The sequence below is a fragment of the Burkholderia sp. AU38729 genome (assembly GCF_020419725.1).
GTDB lineage: Bacteria > Pseudomonadota > Gammaproteobacteria > Burkholderiales > Burkholderiaceae > Burkholderia.
In genome coordinates, this window is the sequence record NZ_JAIZQO010000017.1 from 104,511 (window position 1) to 120,329 (window position 15,819).

The 15,819-nt window shown below is 65.1% G+C and carries 18 protein-coding genes; all 18 read right to left on the reverse strand.

The annotated features are described in order from the left end of the window. Nucleotides 1-66: 66 nt before the first annotated feature. Nucleotides 67-516 carry a hypothetical protein gene (locus LGM56_RS33760; RefSeq protein WP_144023174.1) on the reverse strand — a complete coding sequence of 150 codons (450 nt, stop codon included), beginning with the start codon at nucleotides 514-516 and terminating at the stop codon, nucleotides 67-69. Next, nucleotides 513-1,835, reverse strand: a complete 1,323-nt coding sequence (locus LGM56_RS33765; RefSeq protein WP_089498675.1) for a FliI/YscN family ATPase — start codon at nucleotides 1,833-1,835, stop codon at nucleotides 513-515. Before LGM56_RS33765 ends, LGM56_RS33760 begins: the two co-directional genes overlap by 4 nt. Then, on the reverse strand, nucleotides 1,828-2,547 hold the full coding sequence (locus LGM56_RS33770) for a FliH/SctL family protein (protein WP_226207933.1): 720 nt from the start codon (nucleotides 2,545-2,547) through the stop codon (nucleotides 1,828-1,830). Before LGM56_RS33770 ends, LGM56_RS33765 begins: the two co-directional genes overlap by 8 nt. Further along, a complete protein-coding gene (locus tag LGM56_RS33775; RefSeq protein ID WP_226207934.1) occupies nucleotides 2,544-3,128 on the reverse strand; it encodes a hypothetical protein in 585 nt (194 codons plus the stop codon). Before LGM56_RS33775 ends, LGM56_RS33770 begins: the two co-directional genes overlap by 4 nt. Then, nucleotides 3,064-4,542, reverse strand: a complete 1,479-nt coding sequence (gene fliF, locus LGM56_RS33780; RefSeq protein WP_226207935.1) for a flagellar basal-body MS-ring/collar protein FliF — start codon at nucleotides 4,540-4,542, stop codon at nucleotides 3,064-3,066. The genes LGM56_RS33775 and fliF overlap by 65 nt, the downstream gene beginning before the upstream one ends. 3 nt (nucleotides 4,543-4,545) lie before the next feature. Next, on the reverse strand, nucleotides 4,546-4,851 hold the full coding sequence (gene fliE, locus LGM56_RS33785; protein WP_226207936.1) for a flagellar hook-basal body complex protein FliE: 306 nt from the start codon (nucleotides 4,849-4,851) through the stop codon (nucleotides 4,546-4,548). Further along, a complete protein-coding gene (flgC, locus tag LGM56_RS33790; RefSeq protein WP_089498679.1) occupies nucleotides 4,848-5,294 on the reverse strand; it encodes a flagellar basal body rod protein FlgC in 447 nt (148 codons plus the stop codon). Before flgC ends, fliE begins: the two co-directional genes overlap by 4 nt. Nucleotides 5,295-5,297: 3 nt before the next feature. Next, entirely contained in the window at nucleotides 5,298-5,663 is a 366-nt protein-coding gene (locus LGM56_RS33795) for a flagellar basal body rod protein FlgB (protein WP_089498680.1), read from the reverse strand. Between the two features lie 12 nt (nucleotides 5,664-5,675). Continuing rightward, a complete protein-coding gene (locus LGM56_RS33800; RefSeq protein WP_089498681.1) occupies nucleotides 5,676-6,797 on the reverse strand; it encodes a flagellar basal body P-ring protein FlgI in 1,122 nt (373 codons plus the stop codon). Next, nucleotides 6,791-7,381: a flagellar basal body L-ring protein FlgH gene (locus LGM56_RS33805; RefSeq protein ID WP_089498682.1), complete on the reverse strand. Its 591-nt coding sequence runs from the start codon at nucleotides 7,379-7,381 to the stop codon at nucleotides 6,791-6,793. Before LGM56_RS33805 ends, LGM56_RS33800 begins: the two co-directional genes overlap by 7 nt. 1 nt (nucleotide 7,382) lies before the next feature. Beyond that, nucleotides 7,383-8,150, reverse strand: coding sequence for a hypothetical protein (locus LGM56_RS33810; RefSeq protein ID WP_226207937.1), 768 nt, complete (start codon nucleotides 8,148-8,150; stop codon nucleotides 7,383-7,385). Next, nucleotides 8,147-8,920, reverse strand: a complete 774-nt coding sequence (locus tag LGM56_RS36995; RefSeq protein WP_089498684.1) for a flagellar hook-basal body protein — start codon at nucleotides 8,918-8,920, stop codon at nucleotides 8,147-8,149. The genes LGM56_RS33810 and LGM56_RS36995 overlap by 4 nt, the downstream gene beginning before the upstream one ends. 2 nt (nucleotides 8,921-8,922) lie before the next feature. Further along, complete coding sequence (locus LGM56_RS33820; protein ID WP_256990186.1) at nucleotides 8,923-9,627, reverse strand: flagellar hook-basal body protein; 705 nt, start codon at nucleotides 9,625-9,627, stop codon at nucleotides 8,923-8,925. A 47-nt stretch (nucleotides 9,628-9,674) separates the two neighbouring features. Next, entirely contained in the window at nucleotides 9,675-11,738 is a 2,064-nt protein-coding gene (locus LGM56_RS33825) for a flagellar biosynthesis protein FlhA (RefSeq protein ID WP_226207938.1), read from the reverse strand. Then, nucleotides 11,735-12,802 carry a flagellar biosynthesis protein FlhB gene (locus tag LGM56_RS33830; protein ID WP_226207939.1) on the reverse strand — a complete coding sequence of 356 codons (1,068 nt, stop codon included), beginning with the start codon at nucleotides 12,800-12,802 and terminating at the stop codon, nucleotides 11,735-11,737. Before LGM56_RS33830 ends, LGM56_RS33825 begins: the two co-directional genes overlap by 4 nt. Next, entirely contained in the window at nucleotides 12,795-13,556 is a 762-nt protein-coding gene (locus tag LGM56_RS33835) for a flagellar biosynthetic protein FliR (protein ID WP_226207940.1), read from the reverse strand. The genes LGM56_RS33830 and LGM56_RS33835 overlap by 8 nt, the downstream gene beginning before the upstream one ends. Nucleotides 13,557-13,558: 2 nt before the next feature. Beyond that, nucleotides 13,559-13,825 carry a flagellar biosynthesis protein FliQ gene (gene fliQ, locus LGM56_RS33840; RefSeq protein ID WP_060214223.1) on the reverse strand — a complete coding sequence of 89 codons (267 nt, stop codon included), beginning with the start codon at nucleotides 13,823-13,825 and terminating at the stop codon, nucleotides 13,559-13,561. Nucleotides 13,826-14,189: 364 nt separating this feature from the next. After that, complete coding sequence (locus LGM56_RS33845; RefSeq protein ID WP_226207941.1) at nucleotides 14,190-15,335, reverse strand: tetratricopeptide repeat protein; 1,146 nt, start codon at nucleotides 15,333-15,335, stop codon at nucleotides 14,190-14,192. Nucleotides 15,336-15,819 lie beyond the last annotated feature (484 nt).

Genomic DNA, 15,819 nt, shown 5'->3' on the forward strand with positions numbered 1-15,819 from the left:
CGCCGGCCGACGCGTGCGGCCGATCGGCCGGCGGTTCGGCCGGGCGAAACAGTTGTACTCCCGTTGTCATCGAGTTCCTCCGGAAAGCGCCACGCGGATTTCGAGTTCGGTCATCCGGCGCTCGTCGAGTGCCGCACGATGTTGTTTCTCCACTTGCAATGCCCGCCGGTCGGCGGCTTCGGCGAGACGGTCGCGTTGCTGCAGGACATCGCGCACGGCTGCCAACTCGGCGGTCCGCACGTCGACGCGATGCGACGCGGCGTCCCGTTGAACAGACACGGAGACGAGCGCCGCCGCGCAGTTGGCGAGCAGCGCGGGCGACAGCCGGTCACTCACGGCCGCGCCGCGCCACGCCGCGAGATGAGCGTCGTGCTCGGCTTCGACCTGCCGCTGCCGCTCGCGCTCGACATCAAGCACCGCTCGCGCCTGCGCGGCACGGGAGATTGCCTGCTGCAGTTGAAGCTGACGAACAAGCGCGATGTCGAGCGCACCGTCCCGTTGCGATCGGCGCGTCATGACGTCGCCTCCAGCAAGGTCTTCAGCGATGCGATCGCGTGATCGCGATCCGTGGCCTGCCCGACGTCCTGCCGGAGAAAATCGATGAGGCTGGCGCGCACGCGCAGTGCGTCGTCGAGCACGGGGTTGCTGCCGGCGACATAGAGGCCGGCTTCGATGAGCGTGCGCGAGCGCTCGTAGAGCGACAGCCCGGCGAGGGCGCGCGTCGCCAGATGGCGCGCGTCGTCGCCAGCGACGTGCTGCATGACCCGGCTGACGCTGCGCGTCACGTCGATGGCCGGAAAGTGTCCCTGTTCGGCGAGCGTCCGCGTCAGCACGAGATGACCGTCCAGCAGCGCGCGCATGGTTTCGGCCATCGGATCGTCGATTTCGTCGGTTTCGGCCAGCACCGTCATCAGCGCGGTGATGGCGCCGCCGTCGCGCACCGCGCCGCAGCGCTCGACGATTTTCGGCAACGCGGCGAAGACGCTGGGTGTGTAGGCGCGAAGGGTCGGCGGCTCTCCCGCCGCGAGACCGATCTCGCGCAGCGCGAGCGCATAGCGTGTGATGGAGTCGAGCAGCAGCAGCACATGCTTGCCCTGCGAACGGAAGTACTCGGCATGAGCGAGCGCCGCCGATACGCTGCGCGCGCGCAGGATCGCCGGCTGGTCCGACGTGGCGATCACCATCACCGAGCGCGCGCGCGACACGTCCTGAAGCGACCGGTGCCAGAAATCCTCGGCTTCGCGCCCACGTTCGCCGACGAGGCACAGGACGCAGACATCCGCATCGACGTGGCGGGCCAGTGTGGAGAGCAACGTCGTTTTGCCGACGCCGCTTCCCGCGAAGATGCCGATGCGCTGACCGACGCCGAGCGTCAGCAGCGTGTCGATGGCACGGATGCCCGTTTCGAGCGCGCGGTCGGGCGTCGCGCGCTCGAGCGGCGACGTGTGCAGGCCCGCGAGCGGCCACGGATGTCGGTTGGCGATCGCGGCCCCGCCGTCGAGCGGTTGTCCGAGCGGATCGACGATCCGTCCCAGGTAGGCATCGCCGACCGGTAGGGTCGCGTCCGAACCGGCCGCCCGCACCGTATCGCCGACCTGGAGCGACGAGGTCGACTGGTACGGCGCGAGGGTCACTCGGCCCACTTCTGCGCGCGTGACCTCGGCATGGAGCGGCGGCGACTGCTCGCCCAAGATGCACAGCGAACCGACGGCCACGCCCGGGCCGTCTGCTTCGACGAAGGTCGGCATGATGCGGGTCACGTTGCCGAAGCGCGCGACGGGGTCGAGGCGGTGCAGCGCTTCGACATACGGGTGCGCGGATCGCCGTTCATGCATGGCGGCTTGCCTCCCGGATCGTCGCGGCGACGCTGGCCAACTGGCGCGGAATACCGGCGTCGAGCTTGCCGAGCGTCAGCTCGATGACGCACGCGCCGGCAGGAAGCTGCGGATCGGCGACGAGCGCCACCGACGGGGCCGTGTCGAGCGTGCGCCGGACGGCATCGAGCAATGCCGAATCGCGGAAATCGTCCGCGGACACACGGATCCCGACGAGCGAGCCCTGCGCGATCGACGTCAGGCGATGGCGTACGGTTTCGACGACGAGTTCCGCATGCCGGGTCGGGTCACCGAGGACGCGCTCCAGCCCGACGAGCGCGACTTCTGCCGCGAGACCGTCCAGCGATGCAATGCGCGCGATGAACGCGTCGAGCGCGGCATCGATGCCGCCCTTCAGCAGCGCAAGCCGCTCGCTCTCGGCTCGTGCCGCCTGCCGAACGCCATCCTCGATGCCGCGCTCGAACGCTGCCCGAGCCTGTTGCGCGCGCTCGGCTTCGTGGCCGGATGCCGCCGTTTCCAGCTCGGCGATCCGCGCGAGCAGGCGATCGCGTTCCTGCGCAAATGCGTTGTCCGTGTCGCCTTCGTCGTGCAAAGGCGAGATCGCTGCGCGCCCGGTGGGCGACGCACGACGGTCCGTGACGTCGGGCTGCGCACCGAGCGGAACGCGGTCGACGCTCAACACGATCTGCCTGGCCTTGATGATCCCGTTCACGTGCGTCCCCTGCGAAGACCGTTGAGGAGGCGTCGTCCCCACGAGTCCGGCGGGCGCGGCGACACTGCAACGATGTCGATGGCCTGCGGGAGCGCCTGGATCGCCTCGTGCGCGGCTTTCAACAATGCATCGCGTGCGCGCGGGGCGAGCGGCGCGACGGCATGGCGCTGCCATGCCGGATGGCTGGCGAACAGGCGCGTGCGGTGTGCGTCGTCGACACAGCCGGCCAACTGCGCGAGCAACGCATCGGGCCAATGACCGGCAAGGCGCCCGATCGCGGGGCCGGCGTGATTGGGCGACGCCTGATCGCCTGCCTGCGCCGGTGCGACAGACAGGACCGACGCGAATCCGCCAGGCTCGCCGGAGCCGAGCGATGCCGCGCCTTCGAGCAGCGGGCGCAACTGCTTGCGCTCGGTGTCCGACAGCGCATGCCAGACTGCTTCGATGTCGTCGGCGGGCCGATCGGCGAGATCGGCAACCATGCCGCGCAGACGCCGGTCGGCGCGCGCTCGATCGTTAACCTTCATGGTGCTGGCGGCTCTCGGAAAGAAGGACGCGGAGACGCGTGACGTACTCGGCACGTTCCGTCGAAGTCATCGCATGCGGGCCGGCAGAACGCCGGCCGCCGGCTAGCGCGCGCCACAGCAACGCGCTTCCGATCATCAGCGCGAGCGCCGTCGCGTAGGCGGCCAACGGTCCCGGCAGCCCGAGCCGGGTCCAGAGGCGCTGGACACCGTCCGGCTGCGCATGCGTCGGGTCGGCATGCATATCGCCGGCGTAGTTCGACGCGGCGGCCGTGGGACCGGCGCCGTCGACGGGTAGCGGCGACGCAATCCCCGTGGCCGAGTTATCGGCCGGTTGGGTACGCGCGAAGATGACGACCGTGTCGCCACGGGATTCATTGGCGCCGACCGCCGCAGCCACGACGGATTTGAGCTGGGTCAATGTGTCCTCCGGCAATGCACCGTCGATCACGACGCCGACGCTGAGATGTTTCAGCGAGCCCGGGGCCGACACGATCTGCTCCAGCTTGCGCTCCGTCCGTGTGCCGTCGGCCGACGGTGCGGCAGGCAAGGGCGGGAAGCCCGGCGGCGAACTGAAGCTTTTCGCCGTCGTCGACAATGGTGGCAACGGGATGCCCGTGCTGCCAGCGCCAGTGATCGGCCGGTTAAGGTCGGATTCGTTGGTGATGCGCACCTGGTCGAAGTTCAGCGTTGCATCGACACTGACCGTTGCGTGCCGTGACCCGAGCAGCGGGGCGATTTGCGCGTCGATCTTGCGCTCGTACTCGCGTTCGAGCGCGTGCTTGAGCGCGTAGTGCGGATCGTCGACGGGCACGTCGCGCGCGGTTGCCGGCTCTCCGCGCTGGTCGAGCACCGTCACGTCGGCGGCCGACAACTGGGGGACCGCCGCAGCCACGAGGCGCTGGATGCCGCGTACCGTGTCCGGGCCGAGCGTATGTCCGCTGCGCATGAACAGCGCGACGGACGCTTTGGGACGATCGTCCGCACGCCGGAAGATCGACGAATCGGGAAAGGCCAGATGGACGCGCGCGAGTTCGATCTCGTCGAGCGACATGATGGTGCGCGCGAGTTCGCCCTGCAGGGCGCGCTGATAGTTGACCTTCTGCGCGAAATCGGTGATGCCGAGGTCCGAGTTATTGAACAGCTCGAAGCCGACCGCACCCTGCAGCCTCATGTCGCTGCTCATCAGCTTGAGCCGCATGACCTGAGCATCCGCGGCAGGGACGAGCACGGCCGACGACGATTCGCCGACCCGAAACGGCACCTTCTGTCGTTCGAGCTCGGCCACGATGGTGGCTGCATCCTGCGGCTTCAGGTCCCGGAACAGCACCTGATAATGCGGACGCAGCGCGAAGTAGCCGGCCGCGATCAACGACGCGACGATCGCGACGAGTACGGCCACGGCGGCCAGCTGGCGGCGCGGCGACGCGTCGGCCAGCGATGCGCGAATACGTGAAAGCAGGGATTCCATGGTTTAAAGCTGCATCCGCATCAGTTCCTGGTAACCCTCGACGATGCGAGAGCGCACTTGCAATGCCAGTTGCAACGACATGCGCGCTTCCTCCAGCGCGATCATCACTTGATGCGGCGGGACCGCACCGTCGAGTGCGAAGCGGGTCACGGCATCGTCGGCAAACCTGGCGGTCTGGTCGACGCGGGTCGCGCCCGTGACGAGCCAGTCGGCAAAACTCGACGGTTGCGCGAGCGGCGAGAGCGCCACCGTCTCCGACAGCGGCCCGCTCTGAAGCATCGAGATCGATTCGATCGGGGCGGCACTCATGAACGCGCCCCCAGTTCGAGTGCGCGCATGTACATCGAGCGCACGGCGTTGAAGACCACGGTATCGGCTTCGTAGCTGCGCAGCGTCTGTACCATCAGCGCCATTTCTCCGGCGTGGTCGATCCCCGGATAGGCGACCATGCCGTTGGCGTCGGCATGCGGATGGGCCGGGTCGTGGACAAGCCGCGGCGGCGTATCCATGCGCTCGACGCCGTAGCTCTGGACGCCGGTCATGCCAAAGGTCGGCGACGTGTCGCCGCTGCGCAGGTGATCCTCGAACGTCGCCCCGATCCTCGGGCCCGAGACGAGACGCAACGGGTGGTACGGCTGCCCGTCCGCGGTGCGGGTCGTGCCCGCATTGGCGAGGTTCTGGGCGATGACTTCCATGCGCTGGCGCTCGACGTCGAGCCCCGAGCGCGCAATCGCGAAAAGGCTGTTTTCCATCGCTTACATTCCCTTGATGGCGAGTTGGCGGATCTGCAGCGTCCGGTCGAGCATGCCAATCAGCATCGCGTAGCGCGCCGCGGTTTCCGATGCGGATGCAATTTCGTCGTCGAGGCGCACCGTGTTGACGTCGATCGGCAGTGGCGCGCCGATCGACGGTTCGACCGACCGGACCCGTGCGAGGCGTGCCTCGTCCGTGTCGCCGGGCCGTGCTTCGGCGGCGTCGCGTAACGCGTCCTCGAACGACACACGGACCGGCACATAGCCGACGGAATTGGCGTTCGCGATGTTCTGTGCAGTAGCGGCCTGTCGGGCGAACAACCCATCGAGCGCCTGGGTGGCGATCGACGCGACGAGATCGATGGACATGGATCCCTCTCCTTATTGAACGATGATGTCGGCATGCAGCGCGCCGGCGGCCTTGATCGCTTCCAGGATCGCGATCACGTCGCGCGTGCTGATCCTGCTCGCCTTGAGCGCCTGGACGAGATCACCGACGCTGCCCTGCGGGAACGATCCAGCGACCGTCTGGCCGGGTTCGTCGACGTAGAGCTCGCTGTTGCCGACGACCAGGCTGCGAACGTTCGGTCCCGTGATCCCGATGAGACCGGGTTGCGACGCGTTGTACTGCGTGGCGACGGTCACCTTGATGTCGCCGTGCGAGATCGTGATCGGCGCGATGTGCGTGTCGCCACCCGCGACGACCGTGCCGGAACGCTCGTTGATCACGACGCGCGAGCGCTGGTCGGGGGCGACGGCGAGAGACTCGATGCGGGCCACGTAGCCGTTCAGCCCACCACCGTCCAGCGGTGCACGGATTCGCACGGTGCGCGCATCAGTCGAACGCGCGGTACCGCCGCCCAGCGAACGGTTGATCTGCGAGGCGATGCGCTCCGCCGTGATCGCATCGGCATCCTTCAGGATGAAGCTGAGGTAGCCGTCGCGATTGACGAGGTCGGCCGTGACCGGCACCTCGACGGTCGCGCCTTCGGGAATCGTGCCCGCGGTGGGGTGATTCTTCATCCGCAAGTTGCCGTTGGCGTCGTAGCGATAGCCGCCCACGGATACCGCACCCTGCGCGAGCGCGTAGACCTTGCGGTCCGGCCCGCGCAGCGGCGTCATGATCAGCGTGCCGCCGGACAGGCTGCGCGCGTCGCCCATCGACGTCACGTTGACGTCGAGCTTGTCGCCGACATCCGAGGTCGGCGGCAGCGACGCCGTGATCATGACCATCGCGGCGTTGCGGCTCTGCAACTGATCCTGAGTCAGGTTCAGGTCGAACTGCGACAGCAGGTTCGTCATCGCCTGGCGCGTTGCCTGGTTGCGCGGCGAATCGCCCGAGCCAGACAGGCCGGTCACGATCCCGTATCCGACGAGCATGTTGTCGCGCCAGCCGAGGAAGCGGCCGAGATCCTTGAGGCGGACCTCGGCCGTGGCCGCAGCGGCGCCGGTCGAAAGCGCGCAGAGCAGCCACGCGGCATGGATAAGGACGCGCTTTACCATAGGCCAAGCCATCCGAGGAAGCGGGGAATGAGGCCGGGTCGCGAGCGATCGGTGATGAAGCCTTCGCCCGTGTAGTCGATCTTCGCGTCGGCCAACCGTGTCGACAGCACCGTGTTGTTCGCGGCAATGTCGATCGGCCGGATTCGGCCTTCAAGGCGGATGCGTGTTTTTTCGCCGTTGACGTCGATGTCCTGCGTGCCGGCGACGACGAGATCGCCGCTCGGCGTCACGCCCGTGACGCTTGCGCTCAATTGGGCGAGTAGCCGGCCCGTGCGCTGGATCTGGCCTTTGCCGCCGTAGTTGTCGCCGAGGCCGATTTGCGCGGAATTCTTGCCCGCGTACAGCGTCGACACACTGCCTTGCACGCCGAAGCCGGTTTTCGTCGACGTGTCCGCGGTGTTGCTTGCGCTCGAATTTTCGTAGATGAGGATCGTGACGATGTCGCCCGGCCGCGACGCGCGGCGGTCCGCCGTCAGCGATTCATAAGTCGATCCCTGATAGAGGTCGGCCGCCGGTGCGGGGATCGCACCGAGCAGGGGCGACGCAAGAACGGCCGCGCGCATGAAGGAAACGAGACGGTGCATGTCAGCGTCCCCTTTCGACGGACGGAGCCCGCCAAACCTGGATGTCCGCGTTGCCCGTCAGTACGGGGGCGGCATGGCGCGGCGCCGCGTCAGCCAGTGCCGTTCCGGATCGCATGACGGTCACGGCGCCCACCTGTACGGTATCGAACACGCGCCCGCCGCGATGGACGGCGGCCAGACGCGACGAGGCGGGCATTGGCACGACCTCGCCCGCGGCCATATCCCGGGCCGCGCGAACCACATGCGAATCCGCGTCGTAGCGCCAGACGCGCGCGGCGCCGTCGTCCGGACAGCGTGCAGTCCGGACCTGACCGGCCAACGGGCTGGCGTCCACGGGAAGATCTGCGAGCAGGGTCACGCACGAGAGCGAGGCCGGGCTGCCGACGGCACCAGCCTGACGAAGCGAGATGTCGACGTTCGCGGCCGGCACGTTGCCGAGCCACGGGGCGAGCATCGGCATTCCGCGTCGCGCGGATTCGGCCAGCCGGCGCGCATCCACGCGAACGTCGGTTGCCGAGCGGGCGAGCGACATCACGGGGACGGTCGCTGCGCGTTGCGCGACGGAATCGGGCAGTGCAGTCAGATCGGCGACCACCGCCAGCGTGACCGTCGGACGATCGACGACCACGGCGGAACGAAAGCGGATCGCGGATTCCGGCGCCGGGGCGCCGAGTACCGACGCGGGAACAAGTGCACCGATGCAAAGCAGTCGGACGCGTGCCGCAAGCGGCGCGTGCGGCCGATGCCGGCGAGACAGGCGGCGCGTCATCGCTTGAGCCCGTTCGCGATGGACATCAGCTCGTCGCCGACCTGAACGAGCCGCGCGTTGGCCGCATAGGTGCGCTGATAGAGCATCAGGCCGACGAGTTCATCCGACATCGACACGTTCGATGCTTCACTGAAGCCCTGGACCAGCACGCCGGCGTTGTCCTCTCCGGGGCGAACGCGCGTCAATGACGACGCGTCGTCCCGTGCACGATAGACGCCGCCGCCGACCGATTCGAGCGCGCGCACGTCGGAGGGCACCATCATTTCGATTTCGCCGATCTCGAGCGGGTCGGTCTGGCCGGGCACGGTCGCCTGAACCTGGCCGGTCTGCGAGATCGTGAGCGCCGACGCATCCCGCGGCACTGAAATCATCGCTTTCAGGCGCTGGCCGTCCGCGGTTGCCAGATAGCCATCGGATCCGACCCGCAGCGTACCGCCGCGCCACAGAAGAGACTGCCCGGAATCGGACGCCAGCTCGATGAAGCCGTTGCCGCGAATCGCCAGATCCAGGGAATTGTTGGTCGGCCGCAATTCGCCCTGCGTATAGACATGCAGCGAAGGATCCGCGCTGACGCCCGCCGCGACGCTCGAGGTTTCGTTCACATAGTCGCGCACGAGCGGCGCCGGAACGGTCGTGAGCAGTTCGGAGAACGCGACGGTGCCGCGCTTGAACGCGGGCGTGGTCATGTTCGCGATGTTGTTCGCCGTGACGTCGATGGCGGTTTGCTGCGCGTTGAGACCCGTCGCGCCGATGTAGAACACGTTGTTCACGATTACATGTCTCCCAGACGTTGCAAGACAGTGCCCATCATGTCGTCGTACGCATGAACGAGCTTCTGCCCGGATTCGACGCGTCGCATCGCGCCCATCATCCGGACCATCTCGTCGGCGTTCGATACGTTCGACGCTTCCAGATAACCCTGCATCACGCGCGGATCGACGAGTTCGACAGGTCGGGCGCCGTTGGCGCGATACAGGCCGTCGGCGGTGCGGGACAGCTGATTCGGATTGGCGAACGAGGTGGTGCCGATCACGGCGACGGGCTGGCCGTCGTCGAGCACGGTGCCGTCGGCGAGGATCCGCCAGTTCTGCGAACGGACCACGACGTCACCGCCGCCGCTGCCTTGCAGCGCCCATCCTTGTCGCGTCACGAGCCGGCCGTCGGCGTCGAGCCGGAATGAGCCTCCGCGCAGATAGGCGGTGCCTTCGGGCGCGGAAACCGCGAAAAACCCGCCGCTCGACAGCGCGAGATCCAGCGGGTTGCCGGTGTGCATCATTCGGCCGGGCGTGAAGTCCGTTGCGACGTCGCGCGCGGATGCGCGCGGTGCCACCATTCGCGCCGAGGACTCGGCCTGCGAATACGTGTCGGCGAACGTGATCAGCCGCTTGTAGCCCGGTGTGGCAAGATTCGCCACGTTTTGGGCGGCGGTTTCGACCTGGCGTGTCTCGGACGAGATCAGGCCGACGGCGGTTGTCATCAGGTTATCCATGGGCGAGACGGGTATCGTTCATGAGATCGGGGCGGTCATGCCGCGGGAGCGGTACGGTCGATGCCGACCATCCCGAACGAGCGCAGATTGATCGCGTGCGGAATTTCGTTCATCGACAGAACGGCGAGGCGAGGGGCGATACGGCGTGAAAAAACTTTCAGGTGCCGGCGCAGCTCGGGCCGGCACAGCAGCGTTGGAGCCAGATTCTGGCGATGCATCGCATCGACCTGTTCGGCGAGCCGCGTGAGGAACGACTCGGCCAGCCCAGGATCGAGCACGAACGCGCTGTTGCCGTCGGCACCCTGCAGGTTGTGTGCGATCGTGTTCTCGAGCATCGGATCGAGCGTCAGCACCGCGAGCGCTTCCTTTTCTCCGACCAGGCGCTGGCAGATGCTGTGTCCGAGCTTCTGGCGGACGCGCTCACCGAGCATGGCCGGATCCTTCTCGTGCCGCCCGGCATCCGCGAGCACTTCGACGATCTGGTCGATGTTCCGGATCGGGACATGCTCGGACAGCAAGCCCTGCAACACCGCCTGCACGTCGCCGACCGACAGGATGTTGGGCACCAGTTCCTCGACGAGCCCGGGCGAGCGCGTGCGGACGCCTTCGAGTAACGTGACGACGTCGGTACGGGACAGGAGTGTCGAGATGTTCGCGCGGATGACTTCGGTGACGTGCGTGACGAGTACCGTCATCGGGTCGACGGCCGTATAGCCCAGTGACGATGCGCGAGACAGCTGCGCTTCGTCGATCCACAGGGCGGGCAGGCCGAATGCCGGATCGCGCGTTGCGATGCCGGGGAGGTCGCCGTTCTTGCCGCCGGGGTGGATTGCCAGTGTCTTGTCGGCATGCAGCGCAGCCTGGCCGAAGCGATTGCCGTACAGCGCGATCCGGTAGTCGTTCGATCCCAGTTGCGCGGCGTCGCGGAATGTCACGGCCGGGATCGTGACGCCCATCTCTTCGGCGTATTGTTTCCTGAACGCGGCAATACGTTCAGCGAGCACGCCTTGCAGCGGAATCCATGCACGCGCGAGTTCCGGGCCGAAGCCGACCTCGACAGGCGCGACGGGCAACGCTTGCGCGTCGGTTGCGGCAGCGGACGTGGCTGGAGCGTCGACGCCGGCCGTTGCCGGGGCGGCTTCGGCCGATTTCCCGCGCGCGAACCACCACGCGAAGAAGACCACCGGCGCGAGAATCAGGATCGGCCATTTCGGCATGCCCGGCAGGATCAGCAGGCCGATCAGCGCGCCGGTCACGAGGAACCGGATCTTCGGAAACTGTGCGAGCTGGCGAAACACTTCGTTGCTCAGTTCGCCGTCTGATGCCGAGCGCGTGACGATGATCCCGGTCGCCACCGAGATCACGAGCGCGGGCACCTGCGTGACGATGCCGTCGCCGATCGTCAGCAACGTGAACTTCTGCAGAGCGTGGCCGAGCGACATGCCCATCTGCGCGACGCCGACTGCCCAGCCGCCCAGGATGTCGATGAGCATGATGATGATGCCGGCAATCGCGTCGCCCTTGACGAACTTGCTCGCGCCATCCATCGAGCCGTAGAACGCGGCTTCCTTCTCCAGCGCTTTTCTGCGGGCCCGCGCTTCGTCCTGGTCGATCAGGCCCATGTTCAGGTCCGCGTCGATACTCATCTGCTGACCGGGCATCGCGTCGAGCACGAACCGGGCGGCGACTTCGGAAACGCGCTGCGCACCGTTCGTCACGACCACGTATTGAACGACGATCAGGATGAAGAAGATGATCAGCCCGATGACGAAGTTGCCTTGCACGACGAACTCGCCGATCGAACCGATCACCTGACCGGCTTCGGCACCGGACAGGATGAGTCTCGTCGCCGCGATGTTCAACGACAGCCGGAAGAGCGTCGCAATCAGCAGCAGCGACGGGAAGGTCGAGAAGTCGACGGGTCGGACAACGTAGATCGTCAGCAGCAGGATCGTGAACGCGAACGCGAAGTTCGTGATGATCAGCAGATCGAGCGCGGCGGACGGAATGGGTGCAAAAAGGATCAGCAGGATCGCCATGACCGCGAGCACGAGCGCGAGATCCTGCTGCCGGCCGAGGCGGGACACGAGTGCGCTCATGCGTTGACCTCGTCGTTGCGGCGGCGAATGCGTAGATAGACCGATGCGGCGTCGCGGTACGAGCCGGCGGAAATCTCCTGGTCAACCCGCGTTTCACGAAAGATCCGCCGGGCCAGCGCCGGCGATTCGACGACAGGAATCCCGTAGACGAACGCGACCTTCTTGAGCCGCTGCGCAAAATCACCGGCGCCCCGTGCGATCACCTTGGGGGCCGCCATTTGCGACGGCACGTACTTCAGGCCGATTGCATAGTGCGTTGGATTCGTGATCAGGACGTCGGCGTTTCGGACGCTACGCAGGCTGCGGGCATTCTGGACCAGCTCGCGACGGATCTTCCGACGCTGGTTCCTGATCCGCGGGTCGCCTTCGCGCTGTTTGTATTCCTGCTTGATCTCGTGACGGCTCATGCGCATCTTCTTTGCGAAGACGCGATGGACGACCACGAAATCGAGTGCCGCGAACACGGTGGCCGCAATCAGCAGCTTCGCGAAGAAGTTCACGCCGGACGTCAGCATCAACTCGCCCATGCGATGCGGGGCAAGCGGCGTATGTGCGACGGTCTCAATCACGGACAGGATGCAGAACCAAGCGATCAAGCTGTACACAGCCATCTTGACCAGTGTGCGCCCCGAGTCGAAGAGCGTCTGCAGCGAAAAGACGCGCCGGAACCCCTGAACGGGGTTGAGGCGCGACATGTCTGCCTTGACGGCGGCCGGCGCAAAGAGGAAGCGGGTTTGCAGCACCGCGACCAGCAGCCCGGCGCCCATCGACAGCAACGCCATTGGCGCAATCAGGCGAAAGGCGTCCAGCACGGCGGTCATCAGCCATGTGGCCATCGCGCCAGGCGTATGCGCGACGGCTGGAATCTCCGCAAGCAGGCGAACACCGCGGGTCGCGATGGCGGCCGCGAGATGCACGCCGTCGGTCCAAAGATAGGTCGCGCAGGCAGCAAGGCTCGCAAGCATGCCCAGTTCCTGGCTCTTGGGCGTCATGCCCTTCTTGCGCGCCTGCTCGAGACGATAGGCCGTGGCGGCTTCGGACCGGTTCTCGTCTTGTTCAGCCATGGTGTCGGAACGTGGTCGGAACGAAGTCGAGCGCAAGCCGCACGAGGCGCAACGCGACCGGCGCGAGCGTGCCGGCTGCTAGCGCCATCGCTGCGAGCGTGACGAACGCCTTGACCTGAAAGCCGAGCATCAACGCATTCATTTGGGGCAGTGCGCGGGCCAGGAATGCAATCGAGAGATCGGTCAGGAACAGCGTCAGCATGACGGCGGCGGTCGCGCCCAGCGCAATGGCGGTCAGCGAGCCGAAGTACGACGTGAACGACGCCGGATCGCCAATGATGTGGACGGACGCGGGCGGAAACGACTGCGTGAGCTCGAAAAGCAGGCGCAGGAGGTCGCGATGCCCGTTGGAGGCGAAGAAAATGACGCCCGCCGTCATGGTCAGGATCGAACCGAGCAGCGGCGCCTGGCTGCGTGAGCCCGGATCGATGATCATCGCCAGGCCATAGCCCGCCTGAACGTCCAGGACACGCCCGACGAACGAGAGGGCCGCAAAACTGGCCTGGAATGCAAAGGCGATCGCGAGCCCAAGCAGGCATTCCCATGCTGCAACGGGAAGCATGCCGGCATCGACCGGCCCCCGATAGGTGACAGTCGTGGCGAGACAGGCGGACAACGTGAGTGTCGCGACGACCTTGACCCGCATGGGCGTGACCATTTGCGAGAAGGGCGGGGCGAGCGCAAACACCGGGCCAATGCGCAACGACAGCAACAGCGTCGCAGCAGCCCATCCGATGCTCGGATTGGCAACCATGGTTAGCCCAGCGTTGGAATGAGATTAAAGAGAGATTGGGTAAAGCCAGTCAACCGGGCCAACATCCAGGAACCGAGCAAGACAATGACGAAACCGACGACAACCAGTTTCGGCACGTAAGAAAGGCTCATTTCCTGAAGTTGCGTGACGACTTGAAACAGGCTGATGACCAGACCTGTTACGAGAGCGGCGAGAAGAATGGGACCCGCGACAAGCAAGCCTGTCCACATTAACTGGGCCATAAGGCCCAGCGCGTTGTCGCTCGACATTCTCTCAATCCCCCGGGGATGTTACTGTTTATTACGATTGTTTCGCAATACTGAAGTGCAATCGTAATGATGTCAACAATACCGAAAGGATTTAATCTCTGTCGAGAATCAACTCCTTGTTGCTAATGCCGATGGGCAGGCGCTTTCTGTTAATTATTTAAATATTGTTAAATACGCTTCGCCCAAAAAATTATCTTTGAATGGTGTTTAATCTGACGCACAAACGGCCAGGCCGAACTGATGCGACGGAATGATGGTGAGGCGAGGGGATGTAGCCGCATTACATGCAGCGCAATCGAGCGGCTACGCCCCGTCGTGCATCGGGTCGGGGGCGAGATGAGGGCGACGGTGCACGACAGGCGCTTTACACTGGATCGTGAGTCCGCTTCAGGCCAAATTCGGTCAATGACTGGGCCAGCGTGCGGCCGGTCGTCCCGAGGGGACGATTCAGCACGACATCCTTGAGGGCGTTAGCCGACTCGATGTTGTTTACCGCTTCGAGTTCAAGGGTTTTTGCCAGTGTGCCGGACAGGGAAGCCGGGTCGAGACGAAGCGCGATTTCTGCGTGGTGCCGGGCATCGTCTCGACGCCCCTGAACGTGCAACGCAACGGCAAGCGAGCCGTGAGCCTCGGCAAATCCTCGATCGAGTGCAGCCGCGTGCTGAAAGCGTTCGCTTGCCACGTCCGGGTGCCCACCGAAGAGCCAGGCCCAGCCGGCCGCAAGCCAGGAACCGGCATGGCGGCCAAGCTGCCCCGCAGCTTGATCGAGCGCCACTGCCGCATCCTGGTAGTGCTCCCGAGCGAGCAGGCAAAGGCCTCGCCCCAACGTGGCACGTGCTTCGAGCGGATTGCAGTCGGCCGCTCGTTCAAGCAGTTCGGTTGCACGGTTGAGGTTGCCTGCTTCGAGTTCGGCCAATCCGATGATCACGAGGCTGTCGGCAGAATCCGGCGCACGCTCCGCATGGCGACGCGCATTCGCGAGATCTCCCAGATCGAACAATAGCGACGCGTAGGCACCGGTGAACCCGGAAGGCGGGGTGGCCTGATCCGCCAGCAGGGCGCCCATTCGAACGGCTTCGTCGAAACGGCCCAGGTGATGAAGGGCTCGCAACTTCAGCAGGGCGGCGCCGGGGACCTCCTCGAGACAGGCCGGATTCAAGTCGGCCGCAGGTTCGAAAGTACCGCACATGGCGCTCGCATAGGCAAGGTTGTAGCCGACGACGGGATTCGCATCATTTTCGACGAGTGTCCGGAAATCGGCCAGAGCGGCTTCAAACCGTCCTTCCGACATGGCCGACAGGCCCCTTACATTGACGAGCGATGGCGTGAGAGGCTGTATTGTTTCGTGGCGTGCCAGGAGTTCATTGCAGAGTCGGAACTGGCTGGCGTCAAATGCGGCAATCGCGGTATCCGCAAGCAGATTGATATTACTGGAATCTTCGTCTAGGAAACTCAAAAGACGATCGAGATGTGCTCGACGGGATTGGGACGCCTGCAGATCGACTGCCATAAATCTGGAACCCTTTGGTGTGGATGAATATGGTCTGACTGCCTTCGAAATCGTAAATATCCGGAATCAATTCATTTCAAGTCAATCAATTTTCAAGCTATCGAGAAACAATTCGGACGATGGATGGCGAGTGTCAGGCAGTGTAGCAAACCGGTTGAGTGTTCGAGCAGGTTTTGAAAAGTGATAGGGAAAAGGGTTTGGACGCACGACTGGGTTGTCGGTACTGCTGTTATTTCGTCATTGTTTTAATCGAGTGATTCGAACCGTCCAAAGGTCGTCGAGCGAAGCCGTGTTCCTGATGATGTCCGCAACCTCTCATCTTTTATTTGACATAATGCGTATGATCAATTTTTTTGTTTGTAGTGGCTAGATTGAAATGTCCGCTTTTGGCTACATAGAAATGTCCGCTTTCGGGCCGCGTAAGCTGTTCGGTCGCCGGGTGTCCGGCGCCGGAGGCTGCGATGGCTGTAACGGAACGGATCAC